The sequence below is a fragment of the Stenotrophomonas sp. G106K1 genome, assembly GCF_037969685.1.
Lineage (GTDB): Bacteria > Pseudomonadota > Gammaproteobacteria > Xanthomonadales > Xanthomonadaceae > Stenotrophomonas > Stenotrophomonas lactitubi.
Genome location: NZ_JBBPFR010000001.1, coordinates 150,508 through 176,917, shown reverse-complemented (window position 1 = coordinate 176,917; position 26,410 = coordinate 150,508). Strand labels below are relative to the sequence as shown.

The 26,410-nt window shown below is 66.8% G+C and carries 22 protein-coding genes; 16 read left to right on the top strand and 6 right to left on the bottom strand.

Annotation, left to right across the window (positions count from 1 at the left end):
• Positions 1-171: 171 nt before the first annotated feature.
• The 13 genes from WKB25_RS00795 to rnt all read left to right on the top strand — a co-directional run bounded on the left by WKB25_RS00795 (position 172) and on the right by rnt (position 11,864).
• Complete coding sequence (locus tag WKB25_RS00795; protein ID WP_340568158.1) at positions 172-1,383, top strand: OprO/OprP family phosphate-selective porin; 1,212 nt, start codon at positions 172-174, stop codon at positions 1,381-1,383.
• A 123-nt stretch (positions 1,384-1,506) separates the two neighbouring features.
• On the top strand, positions 1,507-2,286 hold the full coding sequence (locus WKB25_RS00790; RefSeq protein WP_340568157.1) for a hypothetical protein: 780 nt from the start codon (positions 1,507-1,509) through the stop codon (positions 2,284-2,286).
• Between the two features lie 136 nt (positions 2,287-2,422).
• Complete coding sequence (gene pstS / locus WKB25_RS00785) at positions 2,423-3,442, top strand: phosphate ABC transporter substrate-binding protein PstS (RefSeq protein WP_180164222.1); 1,020 nt, start codon at positions 2,423-2,425, stop codon at positions 3,440-3,442.
• A gap of 352 nt (positions 3,443-3,794) precedes the next feature.
• A complete protein-coding gene (pstS, locus tag WKB25_RS00780) occupies positions 3,795-4,883 on the top strand; it encodes a phosphate ABC transporter substrate-binding protein PstS (protein ID WP_025875376.1) in 1,089 nt (362 codons plus the stop codon).
• A gap of 82 nt (positions 4,884-4,965) precedes the next feature.
• On the top strand, positions 4,966-5,934 hold the full coding sequence (pstC, locus tag WKB25_RS00775; protein ID WP_340568156.1) for a phosphate ABC transporter permease subunit PstC: 969 nt from the start codon (positions 4,966-4,968) through the stop codon (positions 5,932-5,934).
• Positions 5,934-6,797, top strand: a complete 864-nt coding sequence (gene pstA / locus WKB25_RS00770; protein WP_032951813.1) for a phosphate ABC transporter permease PstA — start codon at positions 5,934-5,936, stop codon at positions 6,795-6,797. The genes pstC and pstA overlap by 1 nt, the downstream gene beginning before the upstream one ends.
• Before the next feature lie 19 nt (positions 6,798-6,816).
• Positions 6,817-7,647, top strand: a complete 831-nt coding sequence (gene pstB, locus WKB25_RS00765; protein WP_025875381.1) for a phosphate ABC transporter ATP-binding protein PstB — start codon at positions 6,817-6,819, stop codon at positions 7,645-7,647.
• Between the two features lie 65 nt (positions 7,648-7,712).
• A complete protein-coding gene (gene phoU / locus WKB25_RS00760; protein ID WP_340568154.1) occupies positions 7,713-8,420 on the top strand; it encodes a phosphate signaling complex protein PhoU in 708 nt (235 codons plus the stop codon).
• Between the two features lie 181 nt (positions 8,421-8,601).
• Entirely contained in the window at positions 8,602-8,967 is a 366-nt protein-coding gene (locus WKB25_RS00755; RefSeq protein WP_340568153.1) for a hypothetical protein, read from the top strand.
• On the top strand, positions 8,954-9,829 hold the full coding sequence (locus WKB25_RS00750) for a DUF692 domain-containing protein (RefSeq protein ID WP_340568152.1): 876 nt from the start codon (positions 8,954-8,956) through the stop codon (positions 9,827-9,829). The genes WKB25_RS00755 and WKB25_RS00750 overlap by 14 nt, the downstream gene beginning before the upstream one ends.
• Entirely contained in the window at positions 9,822-10,577 is a 756-nt protein-coding gene (locus tag WKB25_RS00745) for a putative DNA-binding domain-containing protein (protein WP_340568151.1), read from the top strand. The genes WKB25_RS00750 and WKB25_RS00745 overlap by 8 nt, the downstream gene beginning before the upstream one ends.
• 23 nt (positions 10,578-10,600) lie before the next feature.
• On the top strand, positions 10,601-11,122 hold the full coding sequence (locus tag WKB25_RS00740) for a DoxX family protein (RefSeq protein ID WP_340568150.1): 522 nt from the start codon (positions 10,601-10,603) through the stop codon (positions 11,120-11,122).
• Positions 11,123-11,279: 157 nt separating this feature from the next.
• Positions 11,280-11,864 carry a ribonuclease T gene (gene rnt / locus WKB25_RS00735; protein ID WP_032951815.1) on the top strand — a complete coding sequence of 195 codons (585 nt, stop codon included), beginning with the start codon at positions 11,280-11,282 and terminating at the stop codon, positions 11,862-11,864.
• Between the two features lie 288 nt (positions 11,865-12,152).
• On the opposite strand, the gene WKB25_RS00730 is transcribed toward rnt, so the two are convergent.
• From WKB25_RS00730 to WKB25_RS00720, 3 genes are all read right to left on the bottom strand, one after another.
• Positions 12,153-15,098, bottom strand: coding sequence for a two-component regulator propeller domain-containing protein (locus WKB25_RS00730; RefSeq protein WP_340568487.1), 2,946 nt, complete (start codon positions 15,096-15,098; stop codon positions 12,153-12,155).
• A gap of 289 nt (positions 15,099-15,387) precedes the next feature.
• Positions 15,388-16,779, bottom strand: coding sequence for an ATP-binding protein (locus tag WKB25_RS00725; protein WP_340568149.1), 1,392 nt, complete (start codon positions 16,777-16,779; stop codon positions 15,388-15,390).
• Positions 16,780-16,785: 6 nt separating this feature from the next.
• The gene (locus tag WKB25_RS00720; RefSeq protein WP_025875399.1) at positions 16,786-17,514 is read right to left on the bottom strand and encodes a response regulator; all 729 of its coding nucleotides are present in this window, start codon (positions 17,512-17,514) and stop codon (positions 16,786-16,788) included.
• Positions 17,515-17,719: 205 nt separating this feature from the next.
• On the opposite strand from WKB25_RS00720, the gene WKB25_RS00715 reads away from it, so the two are divergent.
• The 3 genes from WKB25_RS00715 to WKB25_RS00705 are packed head-to-tail and all read left to right on the top strand — an operon-like array spanning position 17,720 to position 22,349.
• Positions 17,720-18,958, top strand: coding sequence for an efflux RND transporter periplasmic adaptor subunit (locus WKB25_RS00715; protein WP_340568145.1), 1,239 nt, complete (start codon positions 17,720-17,722; stop codon positions 18,956-18,958).
• On the top strand, positions 18,955-20,913 hold the full coding sequence (locus WKB25_RS00710; RefSeq protein ID WP_340568144.1) for a MacB family efflux pump subunit: 1,959 nt from the start codon (positions 18,955-18,957) through the stop codon (positions 20,911-20,913). The genes WKB25_RS00715 and WKB25_RS00710 overlap by 4 nt, the downstream gene beginning before the upstream one ends.
• Positions 20,910-22,349, top strand: coding sequence for a TolC family protein (locus WKB25_RS00705; protein WP_340568142.1), 1,440 nt, complete (start codon positions 20,910-20,912; stop codon positions 22,347-22,349). The genes WKB25_RS00710 and WKB25_RS00705 overlap by 4 nt, the downstream gene beginning before the upstream one ends.
• A gap of 173 nt (positions 22,350-22,522) precedes the next feature.
• On the opposite strand, the gene rlmB is transcribed toward WKB25_RS00705, so the two are convergent.
• From rlmB to rnr, 3 genes are all read right to left on the bottom strand, one after another.
• A complete protein-coding gene (rlmB, locus tag WKB25_RS00700; protein WP_089239900.1) occupies positions 22,523-23,266 on the bottom strand; it encodes a 23S rRNA (guanosine(2251)-2'-O)-methyltransferase RlmB in 744 nt (247 codons plus the stop codon).
• Positions 23,267-23,358: 92 nt separating this feature from the next.
• Positions 23,359-23,853, bottom strand: coding sequence for a GFA family protein (locus WKB25_RS00695; RefSeq protein WP_100552036.1), 495 nt, complete (start codon positions 23,851-23,853; stop codon positions 23,359-23,361).
• 85 nt (positions 23,854-23,938) lie between these two features.
• A complete protein-coding gene (rnr, locus tag WKB25_RS00690) occupies positions 23,939-26,398 on the bottom strand; it encodes a ribonuclease R (protein WP_340568140.1) in 2,460 nt (819 codons plus the stop codon).
• Positions 26,399-26,410: the final 12 nt, after the last annotated feature.

Genomic DNA, 26,410 nt, shown 5'->3' with positions numbered 1-26,410 from the left:
TCTACTGCAACCGGGGCGCAATCCGGGCGTCATACGTAACCGGTTTCAATGGCAGGCCCAGCCGTGACGGGGCCTGCGGCGGATCGCGGCCGTGCGCGAACTGTCACATTTACGCAATCTTCACGTTTTAGCCTGCGCGCATCTTCCCACCTGCCTGCAAGGCTCCTCTCCATGAAACTGCATCACCAGCTCCTGACGATCGCCGTGGCTGCTGCGCTGTACGTGCCGGCCGCCCACGCCGAAGTCGCCATCGATGTGATCGGCGGTTCGGAAATCACCTTCGAAGGCCTGGTCCAGGCCGACGGCAACTGGTACGACAATGACGTCGTGGACCTCAACGGCGGTGACGCCGGCAACGGCAAGAACAGCGAATTCGAACTGCGTCGCGCCGAGCTGGTGTTGAAGGGCAAGGGCCCGGGCAACATGGAATGGGTCGTGGGCTACGACGCCAAGGCCGACAAGTTCCTCGACACCAACGTGAAGTACAAGCTGCTGGGCAACGCCAACCACTTCATCCAGGTCGGCCAGTTCAAGCAGCCCAACAGCCTGGAAGAGCTGTCCAGCACCAAGAACAACGACTTCATCTCCAAGGCTGCGGTCACCAACACCTATGCCGTCGCCCGTCGCCTCGGCGGTGCCTACAGCTACGGCCAGGACAACTGGTCGGTCACCGCCAGCGCCTTCGGCCGCGAGCTGACCCGCAACCTGGCCCACGGCAGCGGCTACGGCGCACGTGGTACCTGGGCCCCGATCAACGAGAAGGGCCAGGTCCTGCACTTCGGCCTGAGCTACGTGAACTACGACACCGATGCAGACACCCTGCGCGTGCGTGCCCGCCCGAACGCTGACCTGGCCACCGCGCGCCTGGTCGACAGCGGCAACCTGGTCGACACCGACCGCGTCAGCACCATCGGTGCCGAAGCGATGTACTTCCAGGGTCCGTTCAAGGCCCAGGCCGAGTACTACACCAGCAAGGCCAAGCGCATGGCCAACGACAACTACACCAGTGACGGCTACTACGTCAGCGGCGTGTGGAACGTCACCGGCGAGACCTGGAGCTACAAGGGCGGCACCCCGGGCACCGGCCTGCCGAACAACCCGGCCGGCGGCCAATGGCAGCTGGGCGTGCGCTATGACCACATGGATCTGAACGACGGCAACCTCGCCGCCAACCCGGTGGCCGGCCGTCCGCCGATCGTCGATGGCGTGCTCGGCGGCAAGATGGACATCTGGACCGTCGGCGCCAACTGGTACTGGCGCTCGAACTTCAAGCTGATGCTCAACTACGTGATGGTCGACAGCAAGAAGTACAGCTCGACCGCCCGTGGCTTCGTCAACGACGATCCGAACATTCTGGAAGCCCGCGCGCAGTTCTTCTGGTAAGACTGGAAGCACGCGTTGGAACGAAGGCACGGCTCCGGCCGTGCCTTCGTCGTTGAGGGCAGGCGATGGGCGCGCGATGATGCCCTACGATGATGCCCTGCCCTGTCGACATGGACCTTCGGGATGCCCATTTCCCTCCGCCTGCGCCACCTGCTGTGCGCTGCCCTGCTCGCCGCGCTGCCCGCCACCGCGCTCGCCTGTGACGATGCAGAAGCCGTGCGCAAGGCGGCGTATCGGCAGCTGCCGGCTGGCGCGTTGCCAGTGACGGCACGCTTTACCGATGCCGACAGCACCGCCTGCCGTGCGTGGGCTGCGCAGCCCGGCACGACCCTGCTGGCCGTCGCGCAATGGACAGAGCCCGCCTCGGAAGACGTGCGTGGCGGCGACCTGGACCTGCTGCTGATCGACACCGCCAGTGGCAGGCCGCTGGCCTGGACGCGCGTGGCCGATGCGGTCAGCAGCGATGCGCTGCGCTTCACCGGGCTCCACCTGGACACGGCACGCTGGCAGCTGGATCCGGCCACCCGCGCGTTTGGCGTGCGCATGGACTACAGCGGCAGCTCTGGACCCAACCCGTTCGCGCAGACCGAACTGCAGTTGTTCGTGCGCGATGGCCGGCAACTGCGCCGGGTGCTTGCGCCGCTGGCGGTCAGCGGCAGTCGCGGCGAATGGGATACGCGCTGCGCTGGCGAGTTCAGCCGCTTCGAGCGCACGCTGGAAATGGGCAGCAGCAATTCCCCTGGCCTGGCACCGATCCTGGTGCGCGAAAAGCGCATCGATACGATCAGCGTCGCTGCGGGCGACGACTGCCATGCAACCGACACGACGGCACCGACGCAGCGCTGGACACTGCTCCCAAGCGGCGGTCGCTATGCCGTTCCGGAGGCGCTGCGCGGGCTCTGAAAGGGAGGCGTCGGCAGCGTCATGACGGCTGTCACGTTCGCGTCATATGACAGACGCGGGCGTGTCATGGAACCGTTATGGAATGTGCACCGAAACGTCGGGCAGCCGCCCCTCGACCACCCCAGGAGTCTCTCCCGTGATCCACGCCTTCAAGTCGCGCGCCGCCGTCGCCATTCTGGCCGCGTCGTCCGTGTTCGCCGCCAACGCCGCCGATGTCACCGGCGCGGGCGCCTCGTTCATCTATCCGGTGATGTCCAAGTGGTCGGCCGACTACAGCACCGCCACCGGCAAGAAGGTCAACTACCAGTCGATCGGTTCCGGCGGTGGTATCGCCCAGATCAAGGCCGCGACCGTGGACTTCGGTTCGTCCGATGCGCCGCTGAAGCCGGAAGAGCTGGCGGCGGCGGGCCTGGCCCAGTTCCCGTCGGTGATCGGCGGCGTGGTGCCGGTGATCAACGTCGCGGGCGTCGCCCCGGGCGCGCTGAAGCTGGACGGTCCGACCCTGGCCAACATCTTCCTGGGCAAGATCACCACCTGGAACGACCCGGCCATTGCTGCCCTGAACAGCGGCCTGACCCTGCCCAGCGGCAAGATCACCATCGTCCATCGTTCGGACGGTTCGGGCACCACCTTCAACTTCGTCAACTATCTGTCCAAGGTCAGCCCGGAGTGGAAGAGCAAGGTCGGTGAAGGCACCTCGGTGCAGTGGCCGGCCGGCATCGGCGGCAAGGGCAACGAAGGCGTTGCTGCCTACGTGAAGCAGATCAAGGGCGGCATCGGCTACGTCGAACTGTCCTACGCGCTGCAGAACAAGATGTCCTACGCGGCGATGAAGAACGCGGCCGGCAAGATCGTGCAGCCGTCGGACGCCTCGTTCTCGGCCGCCGCGGCCAGCGCCGACTGGGCCAACGCCCGTGACTTCTACCTGGTGATGACCAACGCCCCGGGCGCTGATGCATGGCCGATCACCGCCACCAACTTCATCCTGGTGCGCAAGCAGCCGAAGAACGTGGCGGGCGCCAAGGCCACCCAGGAGTTCTTCCGCTGGGTCTACAGGAATGGCGATGCGCAGGCCAAGCAGCTGGACTACGTGCCGCTGCCGGACGCGCTGGTGCGCCAGATCGAGACCTACTGGACGCAGAACCTGAAGTACTGAGTTTCGTTGCAAGGCGTTCCCCCGCAGGAACGGGGTCGGCGGGTCCTCTCTCCCCCGCCGGCCCCACCGGGCGCTGGATCCTTCGGGGTCCGGCGCTCTTTTTTTTTGTAGGGTTGGTCGTGAAAGGCGCTGCGCTTCCGTTGATGTGTTGTTGCGGCGATGGGCCGGGGACCACGCAGCAGCGCAGTTGGCACCGTCAACCGGCCCGGCGGCCAACCGTGAATCCCCCGAAACCCTTGTCAGAACGTGATCCAGGACACCTCTGTCATGGACGTCATACGGCTGTAACAAAAACATCATTTCATAGCCGCATCCGCCGACGCCGTCGGCTCTACCCCGCTATGGAGTGACCATGAAACTGCACTCGGCCAGCCTTGCCGCCCTTTCCCTGGCCATCGCCCTGGGCCTGTCTGCCTGCGGTGGCGACAAGCAGGCCGCACAGCAGCCGGCCGCTGACGGCGCCGCTGCTCCGGCCGCTGCCGGCGACAAGGTGACCGCTGAGGTCTCCGGTGCCGGCGCCTCCTTCATCTTCCCGCTGGTGTCCAAGTGGTCGGCCGACTACAACACCGCCACCGGTGCGAAGATCAACTACCAGTCCATCGGTTCCGGTGGTGGCATCGCCCAGATCAAGGCCGGCACCGTTGATTTCGGCTCCTCCGACAAGCCGCTGAGCAGCGACGAGCTGGCCCAGGCCGGCCTGGCCCAGTTCCCGTCGGCCATTGGCGGCGTGGTGCCGGTGGTCAACATCGACGGCCTGGAAGCCGGCAAGCTGCGCCTCAGTGGCGCCCTGCTCGCCGACATCTTCCTGGGCAAGGTCAAGACCTGGAACGATCCGGCCATCGTCGCCGCCAACCCGGGCGTGACCCTGCCGGACGGCAAGATCACCATCGTCCACCGTTCGGATGGTTCGGGCACCACCTTCAACTTCTCCAACTACCTGTCCAAGGTCAGCCCGGAGTGGAAGAGCAAGGTCGGCGAAGGCACCTCGGTGCAGTGGCCGGACGGCGTGGGTGGCAAGGGCAATGAAGGCGTTGCTTCCTACGTGAAGCAGATCAAGGGCTCGATCGGCTACGTCGAACTGGCCTATGCCCTGCAGAACGCGATGCCGTACACCTCGCTGCAGAACGCGGCCGGCACCTGGGTGCAGCCGAACGCTGAAACCTTCGCCGCCGCTGCCGCCAGCGCCGACTGGGCCAGCGCCAAGGACTTCAACCTGGTCATCACCAACGCCCCGGGCGAGCAGGCGTGGCCGATCACCGCCACCAACTTCATGCTGATGCAGAAGAAGCCGAAGGATGCCAAGCGCAACCAGGATGCACTGGCCTTCTTCAAGTGGGCCTTCGAAAGCGGCCAGACCCAGGCCAACGAACTGCACTACGTGCCGCTGCCGGCCGAGCTGGTCAAGCAGATCGAAGCCTACTGGGCGACCGAACTGAAGTGATGGACCCGACGGTGCCCGCCACGTGCGGGCACCGCCTCCTGAACATCGTGCTGCCCCGCCCCTTCCTGGCCCTGCCGTCCCCATGAATGCCATCGCCCAGCCTGTAGCCGCCCCGTCCACGCGTGATACGCGTGATGCCCGCAACGACAAACTGTTCCGATGGGTGCTGGTCGGCACCGTCATCTTCGTCCTGATCGCGCTGGCCTGCGCCGCACTGTCGATGCTGTGGGGTGGTCGCCACGCCCTGCAGATGCAGGGCCTGAGCTTCTTCTTCTCTGCCGACTGGAATCCGGTCGAAAACAAGTTCGGCGCCCTCGCCCCGATCTACGGCACCCTGGTCACCGCGCTGATCGCGATGGTCATCGCCGTGCCGGTCAGCTTCGGCATCGCCTTCTTCCTCACCGAAGTGGCACCGCGCTGGCTGCGGGGCCCGGTCGGTACCGCCATCGAACTGCTGGCGGGCATTCCTTCGATCATCTACGGCATGTGGGGCCTGTTCGTGCTGGTGCCGGTGATGACCGAGTACGTCACCCCGTTCCTCAACGAAACCCTCGGCGAATGGCCGATCATCGGCCCGGTGTTCCAGGGCCCGCCGCTGGGCATCGGCATGCTCACCGCCGGCTTCGTGCTGGCGATCATGGTCATCCCGTTCATCTCCTCGGTGATGCGCGAAGTGTTCCTGACCGTGCCGACCCGCCTGAAGGAATCGGCCTACGCGCTGGGTTCCACCAAGTGGGAAGTGAGCTGGGACATCGTGCTGCCGTACACCCGTTCGGCGGTGATCGGTGGCGTGTTCCTCGGCCTCGGCCGCGCACTGGGCGAAACGATGGCCGTGGCCTTCGTGATCGGCAACAGCGTGCGCCTGTCGCCGTCGCTGCTGGAACCGGGCACCACCATCGCCGCGCTGATCGCCAACGACTTCGGCGAAGCCACTGAAACCTACCGCTCGGCGTTGCTGCTGCTCGGCTTCGTCCTCTTCATCGTCACCTTCGTGGTGCTCGCCATCGCCCGCCTGATGCTGATGCGCCTGTCCCGCAAGGAGGGCAACTGATGTCCAGCACCGCTGACTCCCTGTACCTGCGCCGCCGCATCGGCAACGTCATCGCCATCGCGATGTCCTGCGCCACCGCGCTGTTCGGCCTGTTCTTCCTCGGCTGGATCCTGTTCACCCTGGCCTCCAAGGGCCTGGCCGGCATCAACCTGGATCTGTTCACCAAGATGACACCGCCGCCGATGCAGGAAGGCGGTCTGGCCAACGCCTTCTTCGGCAGTGCGGTGATGTGCGCGCTGGCGATCGGCATCGGCACCCCGCTGGGTGTGCTCGCCGGCACCTGGCTGGCCGAGTACGGCAACGCCCGCAAGGCCGGCACCGTGGTCCGCTTCGTCAACGACATCCTGCTGTCGGCGCCGTCCATCGTGCTGGGCCTGTTCGTCTACACCCTGTACGTGATGCAGACCGGCGGCAGCTTCTCCGCCTTCGCAGGTGCGCTGTCGCTGGCCTTCATCGTGCTGCCGGTGGTGGTGCGTACCACCGACGAGATGCTGCGCCTGGTACCTTCGCAGATGCGCGAAGCCGCCCTGTCGCTGGGCATCCCGCAGTGGAAGGTGATCGTGCAGGTGCTGTACCGCAGTGCCTCGGCCGGCATCATCACCGGCATCCTGCTGGCGCTGGCCCGCATTTCCGGCGAGACCGCACCGCTGCTGTTCACCGCGTTCGGCAACCAGTACTGGAACAGCAACGTGTTCCAGCCGATGGCCTCGGTGCCGGTGGTGATGAACCAGTTCGCCGGCAGCCCGTATGAATCCTGGCAGGTGCTGGCCTGGGCCGGCGCGCTGGTGCTGACCGTGTTCGTGCTGCTGGTCAGCCTCTCTGCGCGCGGCATCCTGCTGCGCAACCGTATCTCCCATGACTGACCTTTCCGTGGATACCGCCATGAACGACCTTTCCAACGCCGTGCCGATGCAGCGCATCGTGGTGCCGGCCTCGCACGAGAACCTGCACGCTCCGGCACCGGTCAAGCTCGCCGCGCGTGGACTGGACTTCTACTACGACAAGTTCCATGCCCTGAAGGGCATCAACCTGGAGATCCCGGAAAAGCGCGTGACCGCGCTGATCGGTCCCTCCGGTTGCGGCAAATCGACCCTGCTGCGCATCTTCAACCGCATCTACGCGCTGTACCCGAAGCTGGAAGCGCGCGGCGAGGTGATTCTCGATGGCGAGAACATCCTCTCGCCGAAGTACCCGATGAACCGCCTGCGCAGCAAGGTCGGCATGGTGTTCCAGAAGCCGGTGCCGTTCCCGATGACCATCTTCGAGAACGTGGCCTACGGCATCCGCCACCACGAGAAGCTGTCCAAGGCGGACATGGCCGACCGTGTCGAGCACGCGCTGCGCCAGGGCGCGCTGTGGGACGAAGTGAAGGACAAGCTCAACCAGAGCGCGCTGGGCCTGTCCGGCGGCCAGCAGCAGCGTCTGTGCATCGCTCGTGCCGTGGCCCTGCGGCCGTCGGTGCTGCTGCTGGACGAGCCGACCTCGGCGCTGGATCCGATCTCCACCAGCCGCATCGAACAGCTGGTAGAGGAATTGAAGCACGAGTACACCATCGTGATCGTCACCCACAACATGCAGCAGGCCGCACGCGTGTCCGACTACACCGCCTTCATGTACCTGGGCGACCTGATCGAGCACGACCGCACCGAAGTGATCTTCTCGCAGCCGTCCAAGCAGCAGACCGAGGATTACATCACCGGTCGCTTTGGCTGATCGGCGCTGACGCTTCGCCACATGTCCCAGCCAGGCGCGGCCTGGCTCTACCTGGATTGCAGAACATGAACCTTCCCAACGACCACATCGTCAAAAGCTACGACGAAGAGCAGCAGCGCCTGGTGGCTGAAATCGTGCGCATGGGCGAGATGGCCGTCGCCCAGCTGGAGGCGTCGATGGACGTCATCGAGAAGCGCGATGAGAACGCCGCCCACCGCATCATCGCCAACGATGAAGCAATCGATTCGCTGGAGCAGCAGATCAGCCACGACGTGATGCGCCTGGCGCTGCGTGGCCCGATGGCACGCGACCTGCGCGAGATCCTTGCCGGCCTGCGCATTCCGGCCGATATCGAACGCATCGGCGACTACGCGGCCAACGTCGCCAAGCGCTCCATCGCACTGGGCAAGGTGCCGCCGCTGCCGCAGATCCAGGGCCTGCGCGCCCTCGGCCGTCTGGCTGCGCAGCAGGTCCGCCGCGCCATCGCCGCCTATCGCGACAACGATGCCGATGCCGCGCTGGAACTGCGCGAGGACGACGCCCGCCTGGATGCGCAGTACACCGCGCTGTTCCGCGAGCTGCTGACCTACATGATGGAAGACCCACGCAACATCACCCCGTGCACCCATCTGCTGTTCATGGCCAAGAACCTGGAACGCGTGGGTGACCACGCCACCAACATCGCCGAGAACGTGTGGTTCCTTGTGCACGGCGAACAGCCGCTGCCGCCGCGCCAGAAGCGCGACGAGACCTCCAGCGCCGGCAATATCTGATACTGCACTGCAACACCGGATTCGACTCCAGGGTGGCCGCTGTCCTCGCGACAGCGGCCTTTTTGTTGGCGTTGTAATACTTCTCACGAAAATTTGAATTCCCGGCGAGGATTCGTTGAGTAGGATCGCTGCACCATCGCTTCACCACGGGCACCCGCCCAACCACCCAGGAGCACGACCGATGAGCACCTCCAACAAGACGCTGTCCCTGCTGACCGCCACCGCCCTGGCCGCAGGCCTCGGCATGACCGCCTCCGCCTCGGCCCTGAGCATGAGCGATCTCGCCCAGGGCTACCTGGTGGCCGGCCAGGCGGCCGCCAAGACTGCCGAAGGTAAATGTGGCGAAGGCAAGTGTGGCGCTGACAAGGGCAAGGCCGGCGATCATGCCTCGGCAGGCAAGACCGCTGAAGGCAAGTGTGGTGAAGGAAAATGTGGTGCTGAGAAGGGCAAGGCGGCGACCGGTACGGACGCCAAGGCCAAGACCGGCGGCGACAAGAAGTCGGCCGAAGGCAAGTGCGGCGAAGGCAAGTGCGGTGGCAAGCACTGACGTCCGCGCCGGCGTCGTCCACCCGCGGTCGCCGCTTCCCGCGGCGGCCGTGGGCCTGGGCCTGCGCCGCGCCCTGCTGCAGGACCTGCGCGACGCACCGGCCGGCGATTTCGATTTCCTCGAGTGCGCGCCGGAGAACTGGATCGGTGTCGGCGGCCCCGCCGGTGATGCACTGGCCGAACTGGCCACGCGCCATCCACTGACCTGCCATGGCCTGTCGCTGTCACTGGGCGGCAGCGCAGCGCTGGATACCCAGCTGCTGGCCCAGGTGGGTGCCTTTCTTGAGCAACACCGGGTGCCGCTGTACAGCGAACACCTGAGCTACTGCAGCGACGAGGGCCATCTGTACGACCTGCTGCCGATTCCGTTCACCGATGAAGCGGTACGCCACACCGCTGCGCGCATCGCCCGCGTGCAGGACATCCTCGGTCGCCGCATCGCCGTGGAAAACGTCTCGTACTACCTGGCGCCGGAGCCGATGATGGACGAACTGGCCTTCACCAATGCGGTGCTGGCCGAGGCCGACTGTGATCTGCTGCTGGACGTCAACAACGTCTACGTCAATGCCTGCAACCATGGCTACAACGCTGACGCCTTCATCGCCGGCCTGCCCGCGCAGCGCATCGTCTGCCTGCACGTGGCCGGGCACCTGGACGACGCTCCGGACCTGAAGATCGACACCCACGGCAGCCCGGTGATCGATCCGGTGTGGGATCTGCTGGCGCGCACCTACGCGCGCATCGGCCCACGCCCTACCCTGCTCGAACGCGACTTCAATTTCCCGCCTTACGCCGAGCTGCTCGGCGAACTGCAGACCATCCACCGCCTGCAGGCCGTGCATGCTGGAGCCGCCCATGGCTGATGCCCCCGAACGACTGCGCGCGCAGCAGCACGCGTTCACCGCACACCTGCGCGATCCGGCGCAGGTGCCGGCGCCGCCCGGCATGGACCCGCGCCGGGTGGCGGTGTACGAACGCCTGCTGTTCAACAACCTGCTGGGATTGTTGAGCAACGGCTTCCCGGTCTGCGCGCGCCTGCTGGGCGAACCGGCCTGGAGTGCGCTGGTGCGCCACTATTTCGCCAACCACCATTGCCACACCCCGTTGTTCACCGAGCTGGCTGCCGAGTTCGTGCAGTGGCTGCAGGTGCAACCGGAACTGCCGCATCCGGGATTGGCCGAGCTGGCCCACTACGAGTGGGTAGAGACTGCGCTGTACCAGCTGCAGGCTGATCCGCTGCCGGAGGCGGGCGACATCGATCCGTTGCAGGTGCCGTTGCAGCGCTCGCCACTGGCCTGGCCGCTGCTGTATCGCTGGCCGGTGCATCAACTGGGTAGCGACGATGCACCGTCGCAACCACCGGCAGAACCCACCGGCCTGCTGGTACGGCGCGACGCCGATGGCGCGGTGCGCTTTGCCACCCTGACCAGTCTGGCGGTGCAGCTGCTGACCCTGATCGGCGAGGCGCCCGGGGCCACCGGCCGACACCAGCTGCAGCAATTGGCTGCCCTGCACCACCTCGATCCGGAGACACTGGCCGCCCCGGGTGCGCAACTGCTGCTGCAGTTCCTGCGTGCTGGCGTGATCGGTCCGCTCCCCGCTTCACCCTGACGCCCCTTCCAGGAGATTCACCGATGAAGACCCCGATCCTGGCCGCAGCCCGCGGCCAGCTGGACCGTTTCGCCCCGTGGTTGGCCCCGCTTGGCCTACGCATACTGCTGGCCTGGGAATTTTTTGAATCCGGGCGCGAGAAACTGCGCGGTGAGAACTGGTTCGCCGACCTGCAGGGCGCATTCCCCTTCCCCTTCGACCAGTTGCCTGCCGCGCTGAACTGGCAGTTGGCCACCTGGTTCGAGCTGCTGGGCGCGGCCTGCCTGCTGCTCGGCTTCGGTACCCGTTTCGCCGCCGCAATCCTGCTGGTGCTGACGATCGTGGCCACGTATGCGGTGCACTGGCCAGCCGAGTGGAGCTCGCTGGGCGACCTGGCGATGGGTTATGCGATCAGCGACCAGGGCTTTGGCAACTTCAAACTGCCGTTGCTGTTCATGGCGATGCTGCTGCCGCTGCTGTTCACCGGCGCCGGGCGCCTGAGCGTGGATGCAGTGCTGGCGCGGTGGTATCCGTCGGGCCCCACGGCGCAGCCCGCGGTCCGGTAGATGCCGACCTTGGTCGGCGCGCAGTGTGCCAGCCAAGGTTGGCACCTGCCGGGATCCCGGGCGCTCAGGGTCGCTCTGCTAGAATCCGTACATGACTGACCCCACTTCCGCACCTGCCGCCGCCCCTGTTTCCGACGTACCCCAGGCGCAGCGCGCGATGTCACAACGCTTCCGCGGCTTCCTGCCGGTGGTGGTGGATGTTGAAACCGGCGGCTTCGACAGCCAGCGCAACGCGCTGCTGGAAATCGCTGCCGTGCCGATCGAGATGGACGAGAACGGCCTGCTCTACCCTGGCCAGACCGCCAGCGCCCACGTGGTGCCGGCCGAAGGGCTGGAGATCGACCCGAAGTCGCTGGAAGTGACCGGCATCATCCTCGACCATCCGTTCCGGCTGGCCAAGGAAGAGAAGGCTGCGCTGGATCACGTCTTCACTCCGGTGCGTGCGGCGATGAAGAAGTACGGCTGCCAGCGCGCGATCCTGGTCGGCCACAACGCCCATTTCGACCTTGGCTTCGTCAACGCGGCCGTCGCCCGTACCGGGCACAAGCGCAATCCGTTCCATCCGTTCAGCGTGTTCGATACGGTCACCCTGGCGGGCATCGCCTACGGCCAGACCGTGCTGGCGCGCGCGGCCACGGCGGCCGGGCTGGGCTGGGATGCCAACGAGGCACACAGCGCGGTGTACGACACCGAGCAGACGGCGCGGTTGTTCTGCACGATCGCCAACGCCTGGCCGCGGTAAGGCGGCCAACGGCGGAGCCCCTCGTGGCGGGCTGACAGCGATTCGGCGCAAGGCCGGGCGGGTGGACTGCGCAGGGGACGCTGCAAGTACATCCCTGTAAGCTCGGTCGCCGCATCCATGCGGCTCACGCCCCTGCGCAGCCCACCCGCCCGGCCACGGACAGTTTCCTGGGCGCCACGGAAAGATCATAAAAGCGGGGGCAACAGCGGGTCGCTGCGCTCGATGGGTGCCGACCGTTGGTACGGCACTCCAGTAGATCCACGCCATGCGTGGATGCTTCGCACTGGATCAACCGATACTCGTACGATCGCGGCCGTCGCTCTTCGCTCGGTACAACGCGCGGTCGGCACGCTGGTACAGCAGCGCCGGGGTGCGATCGTCGCCATCCAGTTCCACCAGGCCGGCACTGAAGGTCACCCGCAGACCGGGTATGCCGGCCCAGTCCGGGTGGTCATGGAACAGGCCATGCAGGCGCGCACACAGTTGCGCTGCCTCCTCCAGCCGGGTGTCGTTGAGCAGCAGCGCGAATTCTTCGCCGCCGGTGCGTGCCGGCAGGTCCGAATCGCGACTGGCCGCGGCGATCACCTGGGCCACTTCCACCAGTACCGCATCACCAATGCTGTGGCTGTGCTGATCGTTGACGTCCTTGAAGTGGTCGATGTCCAGCACCACCAGGCACAGCGGATGGCCGCTGCGCTGGGCGCGGGCGAAATCGCGGGCCAGCGCCTCGTCGAAACCGCGACGATTGGCCAGCCGGGTCAGCGCGTCCTCGCGGGCCTGTCGTTCGAATGCCTCCGCCTGCCGCGCCAGGCGCTCGGCCAGCTCGGTCTTTTCCTGGTTCAACGCCTGCAGGTGCACGGTCTGCGCCTGCAGGTCGAAGGTTGCCTCATCCACGCGCCGTGCCAGGCGCAGGTTGCTGGCCTTGTACTGCTGCAGCAGGAAGCGGTACAGCGCTACCAGCGCGGCCAGCAGCACCAGCCCGATCAGCGCCTGCACGCTGCGCCGCTGCCACCAGAACGGCTCGACGGTGAAGCTCCACACCGCTTCCTGATGGCCCCAGCTGCCGCCCGGGTGCGAAGCGGCCACGTGCAGCGTGTAATCGCCCGGCGGCAGGCCGACGAACTCCACGCTGCGCTGCGGGCCACGCTCCACCCAGCCGTTGTCCAGCCCCTCCAGCCGCGTGCGGTAGCGGATGCGCTCGGACATCAGATAGCTCAGGCCCACGTAGCTCACCGCAAGTCGTCGCCCACCGGGAATCAGGTTGCGCTCGCGGCCTTCCCAGTGCACCGGCGCACCGTCCACCTGCACGTTCTCGATCGCCGCAGGCGGTGCCGGACGCTCGCGGAAACGCTGCAGCCGCTGCGGATCGACCGTGCTCAGGCCACCGGCGGTCACCACCCAGAACGTGCCGTCCTGGCGAAGGATCGCCGAGGGTCCAGAGCTGCCGTTGGCCTGCGCATTGGCTATGCCGTCGATTTCGTTGTAACGCTCCACGGTTACCCGCGGCGCGCGCCCGTCGGCCACGGCGTTGAGCGTTGCCATATCGGTACGCAGCACACCGCGGTTGCTGCTGATCCACACATTGCCCAGTCGGTCGGGCACCAGCTGGAAAACCGCATCCACCGGCATGCCCTGCTCCAGGCCCACGCGCGCCAGCGTGCCGCGCTGCCAGCGATACAGCCCACGGTCACTGCTGATCCACATCGCATCGCCGATCTGGTGGAAGCCGAACACGCTGCGGCCACCGCCCAGCGGCGCCAGGTCGATCGACTGCACCCGATCACCACGCAGCACGCGGACGCCTTCGATGGTGCCGATCCACAGATTTCCCTGGTGATCGTGTTCCAGCGCGGTGGTGAGGCCTCCCGGCATGCCGGGAACCGTGGGCACACTTACCTCGTCACCCTCGATGCGGACCACGCCCTTCTGCGTCCCAGCCCAGACCACGCCGTCAGGCGCGATGCTGATCGCGCGGATGTTGCCGCCGGGCAGGCCATCGGCCGCAGCGTAGTTGTGGCGAAGCCGTCCATCGGCGCGCAACCGGTAGATGCCGTCGCCGAAGGTGCCCACCCACAGATCGCCACCAGCATCCTGCGCCAGGCTCAGCACCGAAGGCGCCTTGCCACCGCGGTTGTGCAGCGGCATCGCGCGGAATCGACCGTCGGCGGTCTGCAGGTCCAGGCCGCTGGCACTGCCCACCCACAGGTGGCGGTCACGGTCTTCGAGCACCGTGCGCACGTAGTCGCCGCTGAGGCCATCGCGCTCGGTGTAGCTGCTGAACAGGGTTTCGCGCAGGCGGTACAGGCCGCCGTTGGCACCCACCCAGATGCTGCCCTCGGCATCTTCACGCAGGCTGACCACGCGCCCGCCGGGCAGGTTCAAGCCGGCCGGCAGGCGCTCCAGGCCATGTGCCGAGATGCGCAGCAGGCCCTGGTTCTCGGTACCCAGCCACAGGTCGCCATGGCGGTCCTGCAGCATGGAGGTCAAGTGCAGCTGGCCAGGCAACCGGTGCACCAGCACCAGGCGATCATCCTCCACCCGGTACAGGCGCTCGCCGGCAACGATCCACAGCGCACCATCGGGTGCGCGGTAGGGCCACGACAGCCCCTTGTCCACGCCCCACGCCGCCGGCGCGCGCTGCAGCACGCCGTCGTTGTCACGCAGCACCAGGCCGTCGAGGGTGCCGATCCAGACCCGGTCCTGCGCGTCGACCGCCATCTTGGTGAAGCTCATCGCCAGCGGCAGGTCCGGCGGTGGACGCTGGTAGACGATGCCCTTGTCCGGGGTCAGATAGGCGATGCCCTTGCCTTCGTACAGCAGCCACAGGCGCCCCTGGCTGTCCATCTGCATGGACTGGATCAGCACCTGCGGCGTATCCGGTTGATGCTCCCAGACCCGCCACTGGCCATCATTGCCGCGGTGGCTGACATTGCCCCGCGAGTCGCTGATCCACAGCCCGCCCTGCGGGTCGACCAGCAGCGCGCCGATGCCGTTGTCGCGCAACCCTGGCCGCGTACTGCGGTCGAACACGGTGAAATCCAGGCCGTTGTAGCGCACCAGGCCTTCCCACGTGGCGAACCAGAGGTGGCCTTCCGGGGTCTGCGCGATGTCACGCAGCGAGTTGTGCGGCAACCCATTGCGCGAGGTCCACACGTCGATGGCGTAGTCGCGCAGTGGCGGTGCGCCACTCTGCGCGGCCAGCGGCGCGGCTATCGCCAGCAGCAGCCACAGCATGCCCAGTCGCAGCAGGCGACCGATCCATTCCGCGTGGCGCCCCGCCCGGCGCCTTTCCGCCCCCTGTCCGCCCATCAGCGCAGCGGCGGCGGCCAACTGCGGATGCCGGTGGCGGCAGCAGACGCGAACGGGGACAGCCGCACCGCGCAGGGCGGCATGCCGGCAGGAACAGGCAGGCTCATCGGACGAAGAATGGGGAAGTACGCAGATGATAGGACAAACCCCACCACTGGCGTCACCGCGACCGGGGCAGCCCGGCGCAACCGGGTCTGGACGGGGATCGTCGCTGCTAGCGGGCCTCGGCGCTGGTCGACCACTGCACCACGGCTTCCAGCCCCCCTTCAGCGCGGTTGCGCAGCCACAACCGGCCGCCGTCCTTCTCGGCCAGCGCGCGGGCGATGGTCAGGCCCAGTCCGGCACCGCCGGTCTCGCGCGAACGTGAGGTCTCCACCCGCACGAACGGGTCGAACACCGCTTCCAGCTGGTCATCCGCCAGCCCGGGGCCGTCATCGGCAATGACCACCGTGATCGTGCCCTCGCCGCGCTCGACACGTACCCGGGCGCGTTGTGCGTACATCACCGCGTTGTCCACCAGGTTGGAGAACAAGCGATGCATCGCCAACGGGCGCAGCATCAGCACTGCGCCGCTACGGCCTTCGAAGACAACGTCGGCGCCGTCCTCGGCAGTGTCCTCGACGATGCTCTCCAGCAGCGAATCCAGGTCCAGCGCGGCGCGCTGTTCAGCACTCTCCGCACTTCGGGCCAATTCCAGACCCTCGCGTACCAGCGCCTGCATCGCGGCCAGGTCGCCGATCAGGCGCTCGCGCAGGGTCTCATCGGTCACGTTTTCCAAACGCAGGCGCAGCCGGGTCAGTGGCGTCTGCAGGTCGTGGGTGATCGCCGCCAGCATCTGCGTGCGTTCGGCCAGGTGGCGCTGCAGCCGATGCTGCATGGCATTGAAGGCCTCGGCGGCGCGCTGCACTTCGCGTGGCCCGCGCAGTGGCAATGGCGCCCGCTGCAGGTCATCGCCCAGGTCCTCGGCGGCGGCCGCCAGTTCCTGCAGCGGCGCACTGGCCATGCGTGCGACCACATATGCCAGCACGGCAATGGCCAGCACCAACAGGGTTAGGAACAGCGGGTCCACGGCGAGGATGCCGTTGTGCGCGATCGCCGGCGAATCCAGGGCGAGCTTCAGCAACGTGCCGTCGTTGAGCACCACGTCCACCGCCCGGCACTTGGGCGGGATGAAGGTGGGATCGCGTTCGCGCGGCGGCTTGCGGTGGCCCGGCGGCGGCGGCGGCAGCAGATCCTGCAGCTTGGGAATGCACGAACGGAACGAGGCGAAGTGCACATGCGCCCGCGACACCGGGCCCGGGCGGTCCTCCAGTACTTCCATCAGCGCCTTGTCGGCGCGCCCGATGCGTGCGCCGGGCTGCAGTGCCCGCACGCTGGGCCCACCGATCTCCAGCAGCCGTTCGCGCAGCTCCGGATTGCCGTCGAGCAGGTTGATGTAGCCCTGCAGGCGGTCGGCGATGCGGTTCAGATTCTGCCGCTCGAATTCCTGCTGCCGCTTGGAACTGGCCAGCATGGTCGCGCCGATCGCAGCCACGCTCATGCCCAGCAGCAGGATCACGAACAGCCGTCCGACCATCGAGGACAGGAAGTGGCGCAGGCGATTCATCGCGGCTTATTCCAGGTTGACGGCCGAGGCCAGCACATAGCCTTCGTTGCGCACGGTCTTGATCAGGCCATCGGGGCCACCGTCATCGGCCAGCTTGTTGCGCAGCCGGCTGACCTGCAGGTCGATCGCCCGGTCCTGCGCTTCATAGTTGCGGCCGCTGCTGAGGGCCACCAGCTGCTCGCGCGAGAGCACCTTGTTGGCATGGGCGATGAACACCCGCAGCAGGCGGAACTCGGCACCGGACAGCACCACCACGCGCCCGTCCGGGTCGACCAGGTGGCGATGCTCCAGGTCGAAGATCCAGCGCGAGAAACGCGCACGGCGCACCGCCAGTGGTTCCAGGTTGGCCGGCAGCGCTTCGGTACGGCGCAGCACGTTGCGGATGCGCGCCAGCAGTTCGCGTGGTTCGAACGGCTTGGCGAGGTAGTCGTCGGCGCCCATTTCCAGGCCGAGCACACGGTCGATCGGCTCGGCGCGCGCGGTGAGCATGATCACCGGCGTGTTCGAGCGCGCGCGAAGGTCGCGGCACAGGGTCAGCCCATCCTCGCGCGGCAGGTTGAGGTCGAGCACGATCAGGTCCACGTGCTCGCGTTCCAGCAGCTGGCGCATGCTGGTGCCATCGGCGGCAGTGCTGACCTGGTAGCCAGCGCGGCCGAGCTGCTCGGCCAGCAGGGTGCGGATATCGTTGTCGTCATCGACGATCAGCAAACGGTGCATCGGGTTTTCAGTCTCCATGTCGCGAATCATCCCGTGTCGGCAGCTGAACCGCATCCAGGCCAATGCGTACCACTGTATCCCCCGCAGTGCGGGATACCTGCTGATACGCAGTCTCGGCGACAGTGTTACATAGAGACACACCCCGAGGATTGAGCACAGCGTCGCTCGATCTTCACAATGCCCACCAACGCCGCCACTGCGGCCCCCAGAGTGAAGCCGCCACGTGATCTCCCGCCTGTTGCCCGCGACCCGCAAGGGTCGCCTGATGTTGATCGCCCTGCTTGTCCTGATCGCCGCCGTTTCCGCCTGGTGGCTGCTGCGCAAGCCGGCCGCACCGGCCCTGGCGACCACTCCGGTCAGCCGCGGCGACATCGAGCAGACGGTGGAAGCGACCGGCGTGATCGACGCCTACAAGCTGGTCAGCGTCGGTGCGCAGGCCTCCGGCCAGATCAAGTCGCTGAAGGTGCAGCTGGGCGACACGGTGAGGGAAGGCGACCTGATCGCCGAGATCGACGCCACCACCCAGCAGAACCAGGTACTCAACGCACAGGCCTCGCTGGACCAGGTGACCGCGCAGCGCGCGGTGCAGCAGGCAACCCTGCGCCAGGCCGAACTGGAGTTCGCACGCCAGCAGCAGATGCTGGCGGCCGAGGCCACCTCGCGCCAGGAATACGATGCCGCCGAGGCCCAGCTGAAGACCGCGCGTGCGCAGCTGCAATCCTACGAAGCGCAGATCAAGGGCCGCGAAACCGAGCTGGGCACCGCCCGTGCCAACCTGGCCTACACCCGCATCGTCGCGCCGATGGATGGCACCGTGGTGGCGGTGGTGGCCGAGGAAGGCCGCACGGTGAACGCCAACCAGACCGCGCCGACCATCGTGATGCTGGCGCGGCTGGACGTGGTGACCGTCAATGCCGAGGTCTCCGAGGCCGACGTGGTCAAGATCAGGGCCGGCATGCCGGTGTACTTCACCACGCTGGGCGACCCGGACCGCAAGTACCACGCCACGCTGCGGCAGATCAATCCGGCGCCGGCGTCGATCGCCAACGAGAGCTCGTCCAGTTCCAGCAGCTCGTCCAGTTCCAGCTCCAGCAGCGCGGTCTACTACAACGCGTTGTTCGACGTGGAAAACCCCGATGGCACCCTGCGCATCGACATGACCGCACAGGTATCGGTGCTGCTGAAGCAGGCCAAGGGCGTGCTGATGGTGCCGGCCGTTGCACTCGGCCCGAAGTCGCGCGACGGCGAGCGCATCGTACGGGTGGTCGATGACAAGGGCCAGCCGCGGCCGCGCAAGATCAAGGTCGGCATCAACAACGGCGCCAACGTCGAGGTCCTGTCCGGCCTGAAGGAGGGCGAGCGTGTGGTAGTCGGCGAAGGCGGCGCTGCGGCAGCCGCTGGCGGCGGCAACCGCGGCGGCATGCAGATGCGGGTCGGCGGCCCGGGCATGGGGCGCCGATGAGCACGACGGCGCCGCTGCTGCGCCTGCGCGACCTGCGACGCGAATTCCCGGCCGGCGAAGATGTCATCGCCGTGTTGCGCGACGTCAACCTGGACATCCATGCCGGTGAGATGGTGGCCATTGTCGGTCAGTCCGGTTCGGGCAAGTCCACGCTGATGAACATCCTCGGCTGCCTGGACCGCCCTACACGTGGCAGCTACCAGGTAGCGGGCCGCGAGACGGGGAAAATGGCACCCGACGAGCTGGCCGAGCTGCGCCGCGAGCACTTCGGTTTCATCTTCCAGCGCTACCACCTGCTGGGGGATCTCGACGCGCGCGGCAATGTGGCCGTGCCGGCGGTTTATGCCGGCAGCCCCGGCGCGGTGCGCACCGCGCGTGCCGAGCAGCTGCTGCAGCGTCTGGGCCTGGCCGACCGCATGCACCACAAGCCCGGGCAGCTGTCCGGCGGCCAGCAGCAACGTGTGTCCATTGCGCGTGCGTTGATGAACGGTGGCGAGGTGATCCTGGCCGACGAACCGACCGGCGCACTGGATACGAAATCCGGCGAAGAGGTGATGGCCATCCTTGGTGAGCTGCATGCCGAAGGCCATACCATCATCATCGTCACCCACGACATGAGCGTGGCCGAGCACGCACAGCGCATCATCGAGATCCGCGACGGCGAGATCATCGCCGACCGCGCCAATCCGGCCGCGCCCAGCTACCGAGCGCAACGCGAACCGAGCGCGGGCGTCGCCCATGGCAGCAGCTGGCTGGCTGCCCGCGACCGCTTCACCGAAGCGTTCCGGATGGCCCTGCTGGCGATGAACGCCCATCGCCTGCGCACTTTCCTGACCATGCTCGGCATCATCATCGGCATCGCTTCAGTGGTATCGGTGGTGGCACTGGGCAATGGTTCGCAGCAGCAGATCCTGCAGAACATCAGCGCACTGGGTACCAACACCATCGACGTCTACCCCGGTCGCGGGTTCGGCGACATGCGGTCGGCGCGGGTGCAGACCCTCAAGGCCAGCGATGCCGATGCCCTGTCGCGGCAAAGCTACGTCGACAGCGCCACCCCCAGCGTGTCCAGCTCGGTCACCGCGCGCTACCGCAACCAGTCGGCCACCGCGCAGGTCAGCGGCGTCGGCGAGCAGTACTTCCGGGTGAAGGGCGTGAGCCTGCTCAGCGGCAGCTTCTTCGACACCGATGCGGTGAAGGGACTCGGCCAGGTGGCGGTGATCGATGAGAACACCAGGGCCCAGTTCTTCCCTGACAGCGACCCGATCGGCCAGGTGATCCTGCTGGGCAACGTGCCGGTGCGCGTGGTCGGCGTGGCCAAGAAGCAGAGCTTCGGTTTCGGCGGCAGCACCAGCCTGAGCGTATTCGTGCCCTACACCACGGTGATGTCGCGCATGCTCGGGCAGAGCCATGTTTCCAGCATCACCGTGCGGGTGAACGATGAAACGCCGATGGATGCGGCGCAGGAAGCAATCACCCGGCTGCTGACCATGCGCCACGGCACCGAGGACTTCTTCCTCAGCAACAGCGCCGAGATCCGCGACACCATCGAACAGACCACGCGCACGATGACCCTGCTGATCGGCGCCATTGCCGCCATCGCGCTGCTGGTCGGTGGCATCGGCGTGATGAACATCATGCTGGTCTCGGTGACCGAGCGTACCCGCGAGATCGGCGTGCGCATGGCGGTAGGGGCGCGGCAGAGCGACATCCGCCAGCAGTTCCTGATCGAAGCGGTGCTGGTGTGCCTGCTCGGCGGATTGCTCGGCATCGGCCTGGCACTGCTGATGGGTGTGTTGATCGGCCGTTTCGCCAGCGATTTCCAGGTGCTGTTCTCCACCGCTTCCATCATTGCCGCCTTCGCCTGTTCAACGCTGATCGGCGTGGCGTTCGGCTTCCTGCCGGCACGCAGTGCCGCCCAGCTCGACCCGGTGGAGGCCCTGGCCCGCGAATGAAGATGATGACTCGACTGCCGTTCCCCGTTCCCTCGCGCCTGCTGCTGGCCGGCGCCGTGCTGCTTGCACTCTCCGCCTGCGCTTCGGTAGGCCGCTATCCGGTTGAAGACCCCAGCGTTGCCGCCACCTATGGTCGTGGCGATGCGACCCTCAACGCGCCGGCCGACGACCCGCGCAGCGGCCTGGGCACCCTGGCCCGCGACATCCGCCAGGACCGCTGGTGGACCGGCTTCGGCGATGAGCGCCTGGACCGCCTGGTCGCGCAGGCATTGACCGCCAACAGCGACCTCGGCGCTGCCGGCCTGGCCGTGCAGCGTGCACGCCTGCAGGCCGGGCTGGCCAGCAACGCGCTGTGGCCGCAACCTTCGTCGTCCGGCGTGAGCGGCAGTGGCAGCCGCGCCACCGACCAGGCCGATGATTGGCGCCGCAGCTATTCCACCGGAGTGTCGCTGGGGTGGGAAATCGACCTGTGGGGCCGCCTGCGCAGCCAGCGCGACATCGCCCGCTGGGAGGCACAGGCCAGCGAAGAAGACCTGCAGAACACCGCCCTGCTGGTGATTGGCGATGTCATCAACCAGTACTGGGCACTGGCCTATCTCAACCAGTCCATCGCCACCGGCCAGGCCAACCTTGAGCGGCTGCAACGCACGCATGAACTGGTGCAGGCACGCTTCGATGCCGGTGCGGTATCGCGGCTGGAAGTACGCCAGGCACTGCAGAACCTGCAGTCGCAGCGCTCGGCGCAGAGCGCGCTTGAGCAACAGCGGGTGGAAGTGCGCAATGCGCTGACCGTGCTGCTGGATGGCACGCCGTGGCCGCAGCAGGACGAACCGCAGAGCCTGCTGGAGGCACAGAGTCCGACCATTGCCGAAGGCCTGCCGGCCGACCTGCTCGGCCGCCGGCCCGACCTGCGCGCAGCCGAACTGCGGCTGCGCAACAGCCTGAAGACGATCCGGGTGACCGCCACCCAGTACTACCCGGCATTGAGTCTTACCGGCAGCCTGGGTTCCAGTGCGACTTCGCTGGGCGATGTGCTGCGCAATCCGGTGGCGACGCTGGGCGCTGGCCTGTCGCTGCCCTTCCTCAACCTGCAGCGCGCGCAGCTGGATACGGACGTAGCCGGTACCAACTACCAGATCGCCGCCACCAATTTCCGCAAGACGCTGTACACCGCGCTGTCGGAGGTCGACAACGCCCTGTCCGCACGTGAGCAGCTGCTGCGCCAGGTGAACGCCTCGCAGGCGTCTTACGATGAAGCAGTGGAAGTGGAGCGCGCGCAGGAAGTGCGCTATCGCGTGGGCGCCACCGATCTGCGCACCTGGCTGGAAGCGCAGCAGACCCGGCGCGATGCAGAACTGTCACTGGCGCGGGTGCGGCAAAGCCAGTTGAACAACGACGTGATGCTGTTCAAGGCGCTGGGCGGCAGCGCGGGGTAAGGCACCAGGAGCGCCAACCAAGGTTGGCGGCTACCACCTGCCCGGTAGGTGTCGACCTTGGTCGACACGGTAGATCCACGCCATGCGTGGATAAACGTCCGGCAGAAAAAAGGATCAGCTCTCTTTTCCTTGGAAAAGGGAGCTGACCCCGATCACGTCGCACCGAAATCCGATCAACCGCGCTGGCGCACGACCTCGAACAGGCTGACGCCGGCAGCGACCGAGACGTTCAGGCTCTCGATCTCGCCCGGCATCGGAATCTTGACCAGACCATCGCAGTTCTCGCGGGTCAGGCGGCGCAGGCCGTCCGCTTCGCCGCCCAGCACCAGGGCGATGTTGCCCTTCAGGTCCAGCTGGTACAGCGACGCGGTGGCCTCACCGGCCAGGCCGTAGATCCACACGCCCTGCTTCTGCAGGTCCTTCAGGCAGCGCGACAGGTTGGTCACCGCCACCACCGGAATACGGTCGGCAGCGCCGGCCGAGGTCTTGCGCACGGTGGCGTTGACCGTGGCCGACTTGTCCTTGGGGATGATCACGGCGGTTGCACCGGCCGCAGCGGCCGAACGCAGGCAGGCGCCGAGGTTGTGCGGGTCCTGCACCTCGTCCAGCACCAGCAGCAGGGCCTTGCCTTCCGCAGCGGTGACAAGGCCTTCCAGCTCGTTCTCGTTGTAGGTGCGGGCGGCGGCATAGCGTGCGGCCACGCCCTGGTGGCGCACCGAACCGCCCACGCCGTCCAGCGCCTGGCTGTTGACCTTGCGCACGTCGATGCCCTTGCGACGGGCATTTTCCTCGATCTCGGTCAGGCGCGGGTTCTTCGCACCGGCCTCGACCAGCACTTCGCGGACGTTCTCGGCGTCGTTCTCGATGGAGGAGGCGACGGCGTTGACGCCGACGATCCACTGGCTGTTCTTGCTCATGCGGGCAGGACCGGAAAGGGGGTGGCTATGGTAGAGCATCAGGGGCGGCCGCGCTTCGCGCTCGCCGGGCATGGCCCGGCGCTACCCGCCGTTCACCCTTCGGCCGAACGGCTGCGTGGCGGCCAGTGCGGGGTGTCGTGGTCGGGGTGCTGATGGGACACGATCGTGGCCAGGAACTCCAGCGCGGCGACATCCTCTTCGGTGCGGCGTGCCGGCAGCCTGCCCAGCCCGTCAACGAAGGGCAGCTTGCGCTCGACGCCATACTGGATGGTCGGCGGCAGGCGTTCAGGCTGGTCGAAAGCACCCGCGGCCACCGCCACACCATCGGGCGCTTCATAGGTCAACGGCGTGCCGCAGTCGGCGCAGAACCCGCGCCGCACCACGTTGGAGGACTGGAAATAACGGGGTTGGCCGCGGGTCCAGCTGAACTGCACGCCGCGCACCGAGACCAGCGGCGCGTAGTACGCGCCGAAGGCCTTCTGGCACATCCGGCAGTGGCAGATCGAACTGTCGGTCAGCTCGCCCCGCACCTGGAAGCGGATCGCACCGCACTGGCAGCCGCCGCTGTATTCGGGTTGGCCCTGCATTGCTGCGTTCCTCCGAAACATCGTGCCAACCAACGGTTGGCACCTACCGGGCGAGGTGGGTGCCGACCGTTGGTCGGCACACCTTTCAGTACTTCTTCTTCGTACGCTTGGCCGGCTTGCCGCGCTCGGGCAGCGGAGCCGGGCTTGCCTCTTCTTCCTCGCCCTTGTGCTCGACCAGGCGGAAGTCGATCTTGCGCTCTTCCATGCTTGCCTTCAGCACCAGGATGCGCACCTGGTCGCCCAGGCGGTAACTGCTGCCACGACGCTCACCGGTCAACGTCTTGCGGGTCGCGTCGAACTTGTAATAGTCCTGCGGCAGCTGGGTCACGTGCACCAAGCCCTGCACCTTCGAGTCAGCCAACTCCACGAAAAGGCCGAAGCTGGTCACACCGCTGATCACGCCATCGAACTGGCCACCGACGTGCTTCTCCATCCACGCCGCGCGGTAACGCTCATCGACTTCGCGCTCGGCCTCATCGGCACGGCGCTCACGCTCGGAGCACTGCAGTGCCAGTGCGGCCATCTCGCGGGCGTTGTAGGTGAACTTGTCCAGCGGCTTGCCCGACAACGCATGCTTGATCGCACGGTGCACCAGCAGATCCGGGTAGCGACGGATCGGCGAGGTGAAGTGCGCGTACGCCTCCAGCGCCAGGCCGAAGTGGCCGTTGTTGTCGGGGCTGTACACGGCCAGGCTCTGGCTGCGCAGCAGCACCGATTCCAGCAGCGTGGCATCGGGACGGTCGCGGATCTTCTTCAGCAGCTTGGTGTAGTCGCCCGGGCGCACCTTCGACCACGGCGGCAGACTCAGCTTGAACTCCTTCAGGAACTCCAGCAGATCGGCGTACTTGGTCTCCGGCGGCTTCTCGTGCACGCGGTAAGGCGCCGGCACATGGCGCGACAACAGATACTTCGCCGCCTCCACATTGGCCGCGATCATGCATTCCTCGATCAGCTTGTGCGCATCGTTGCGCACCAGCATGCCGGCCTGGGTGACTTCGCCGCGATTGTCGAGCACGAAGCGGACTTCGCTGCTTTCAAACTCGATAGCGCCACGCTTGCTGCGCGCCTTGGAAAGCACCTTGTACAGCTGGTGCAGGCGCTGCACCTGCGGCAGCAGGTCGCCGATGAAGGCCTTTGCACCGGCATCATCCTCGCCCACGGCCTGCCACACCTGGGTGTAGGTCAGGCGCGCGTGCGAATTCATCACCGCTTCGTAGAAGCGAGAGTGGGTGACGACGCCTTCGCGGTCGATCTGCATGTCACAGACGAAGCACATGCGGTCGACCTTCGGCATCAGCGAACAGATGCCGTTGGACAGCGTTTCCGGCAGCATCGGCACCACGAAGCCCGGGAAATAAACCGAGGTGGCGCGCTTCTGCGCTTCATCGTCCAGCGGCGTACCGGGACGAACATAGTTGGAGACATCGGCAATGGCCACCACCAGACGGAAGCCGTCGGCGTTCGGCTCGCAGTACACCGCGTCGTCGAAGTCCTTGGCGTCCTCGCCATCGATGGTGACCAGCGGCGTGCTGCGCAGGTCGACGCGGTCACCGATCATCGCCGGCTCGACCACCAGCGGCACCGAGGCGGCTTCGTCCAGCACCTCCTGCGGGAACTCGAACGGCAGTTCGTGGCCGTGAATCGCGGTCTCCACCACCAGCGAGGCGGTCAGCTTGTCGCCGAGCACGGCGATGATGCGGCCGATCGGCGGGCGGCGGCTGTCCGGTGCCTGGGTCAGTTCGCAGACGACCAGCTGGCCATCGCGCGCGCCGCCGGTCTGGTCCGGCGGCACCTGCACGTTGCGCTGGATGCGCTTGTCATCGGGCACCACGTAGTTGATACCCATCTCGACGCTGAAGCGGCCGATCAGGCGCGTCATGCCACGCTCGAGCACACGGGCGATGCTGCCTTCGCGACGGCCGCGGTGATCGATGCCGGTGACACGGGCCAGCACCTTGTCGCCGTGCATCACCTTGCGCATTTCATACGGCGGCAGGAACAGATCGTCACCGCCCTCGACCGGGCGCAGGAAGCCGAACCCTTCCGGATTGGCAATCACCACGCCGGTGACCAGGTTCAACGTCTGGATGGGCGCGAAGCCGCCGCGGCGGTTCTGCACCAACTGGCCATCGCGGACCATGGCGCCGAGCCGGCGCGACAGCGCTTCGGCACGGTCTGGTGCGGTCAGGCCCAGGCGCGCGCCGAGTTCTTCAGCGGTCTGCGGCCCTTCGCAGCGCTCCAGCAGGGCCAGGATGGCCTCGCGGCTGGCGATGGGTTGTTCGTACTTTTCCGCTTCGCGGGACGCATAGGGATCGTCGATCACCTTGCCCGTCGGCGGCAGCTTGCGGCCCGGCGCGGGGCCAGGTGCCTCTGCGTTGCGGCGGCCACGCCCTGGAGGCGGTGCACCGCCTTCGGCCAGTGCGGGGAGCCAGCCCGGCAACGGCTTGCCCGGCTTGTTGTTGCGGGCGGTGCCCTGCTTGGTGCCCTTGTTGGGGGCTTCACTGCGGGACTTGCTCCCGCCCTTGCTTGGTTTTTTGGTAGTCATCGTCCTCCATGG

Bases quoted from the DNA above. Each gene is read 5' to 3' on its own strand.
- WKB25_RS00795 (WP_340568158.1), top strand. From the start codon at position 172: ATGAAACTGCATCACCAGCTCCTGACGATCGCCGTGGCTGCTGCGCTG.
- WKB25_RS00790 (WP_340568157.1), top strand. From the start codon at position 1,507: ATGCCCATTTCCCTCCGCCTGCGCCACCTGCTGTGCGCTGCCCTGCTC.
- pstS (WP_025875376.1), top strand. From the start codon at position 3,795: ATGAAACTGCACTCGGCCAGCCTTGCCGCCCTTTCCCTGGCCATCGCC.
- pstC (WP_340568156.1), top strand. From the start codon at position 4,966: ATGAATGCCATCGCCCAGCCTGTAGCCGCCCCGTCCACGCGTGATACG.
- pstA (WP_032951813.1), top strand. From the start codon at position 5,934: ATGTCCAGCACCGCTGACTCCCTGTACCTGCGCCGCCGCATCGGCAAC.
- pstB (WP_025875381.1), top strand. From the start codon at position 6,817: ATGAACGACCTTTCCAACGCCGTGCCGATGCAGCGCATCGTGGTGCCG.
- phoU (WP_340568154.1), top strand. From the start codon at position 7,713: ATGAACCTTCCCAACGACCACATCGTCAAAAGCTACGACGAAGAGCAG.
- WKB25_RS00755 (WP_340568153.1), top strand. From the start codon at position 8,602: ATGAGCACCTCCAACAAGACGCTGTCCCTGCTGACCGCCACCGCCCTG.
- WKB25_RS00745 (WP_340568151.1), top strand. From the start codon at position 9,822: ATGGCTGATGCCCCCGAACGACTGCGCGCGCAGCAGCACGCGTTCACC.
- WKB25_RS00740 (WP_340568150.1), top strand. From the start codon at position 10,601: ATGAAGACCCCGATCCTGGCCGCAGCCCGCGGCCAGCTGGACCGTTTC.
- rnt (WP_032951815.1), top strand. From the start codon at position 11,280: ATGTCACAACGCTTCCGCGGCTTCCTGCCGGTGGTGGTGGATGTTGAA.
- WKB25_RS00730 (WP_340568487.1), bottom strand. From the start codon at position 15,098: ATGCTGTGGCTGCTGCTGGCGATAGCCGCGCCGCTGGCCGCGCAGAGT.
- WKB25_RS00725 (WP_340568149.1), bottom strand. From the start codon at position 16,779: ATGAATCGCCTGCGCCACTTCCTGTCCTCGATGGTCGGACGGCTGTTC.
- WKB25_RS00720 (WP_025875399.1), bottom strand. From the start codon at position 17,514: ATGGAGACTGAAAACCCGATGCACCGTTTGCTGATCGTCGATGACGAC.
- WKB25_RS00710 (WP_340568144.1), top strand. From the start codon at position 18,955: ATGAGCACGACGGCGCCGCTGCTGCGCCTGCGCGACCTGCGACGCGAA.
- WKB25_RS00705 (WP_340568142.1), top strand. From the start codon at position 20,910: ATGAAGATGATGACTCGACTGCCGTTCCCCGTTCCCTCGCGCCTGCTG.
- rlmB (WP_089239900.1), bottom strand. From the start codon at position 23,266: ATGAGCAAGAACAGCCAGTGGATCGTCGGCGTCAACGCCGTCGCCTCC.
- WKB25_RS00695 (WP_100552036.1), bottom strand. From the start codon at position 23,853: ATGCAGGGCCAACCCGAATACAGCGGCGGCTGCCAGTGCGGTGCGATC.
- rnr (WP_340568140.1), bottom strand. From the start codon at position 26,398: ATGACTACCAAAAAACCAAGCAAGGGCGGGAGCAAGTCCCGCAGTGAA.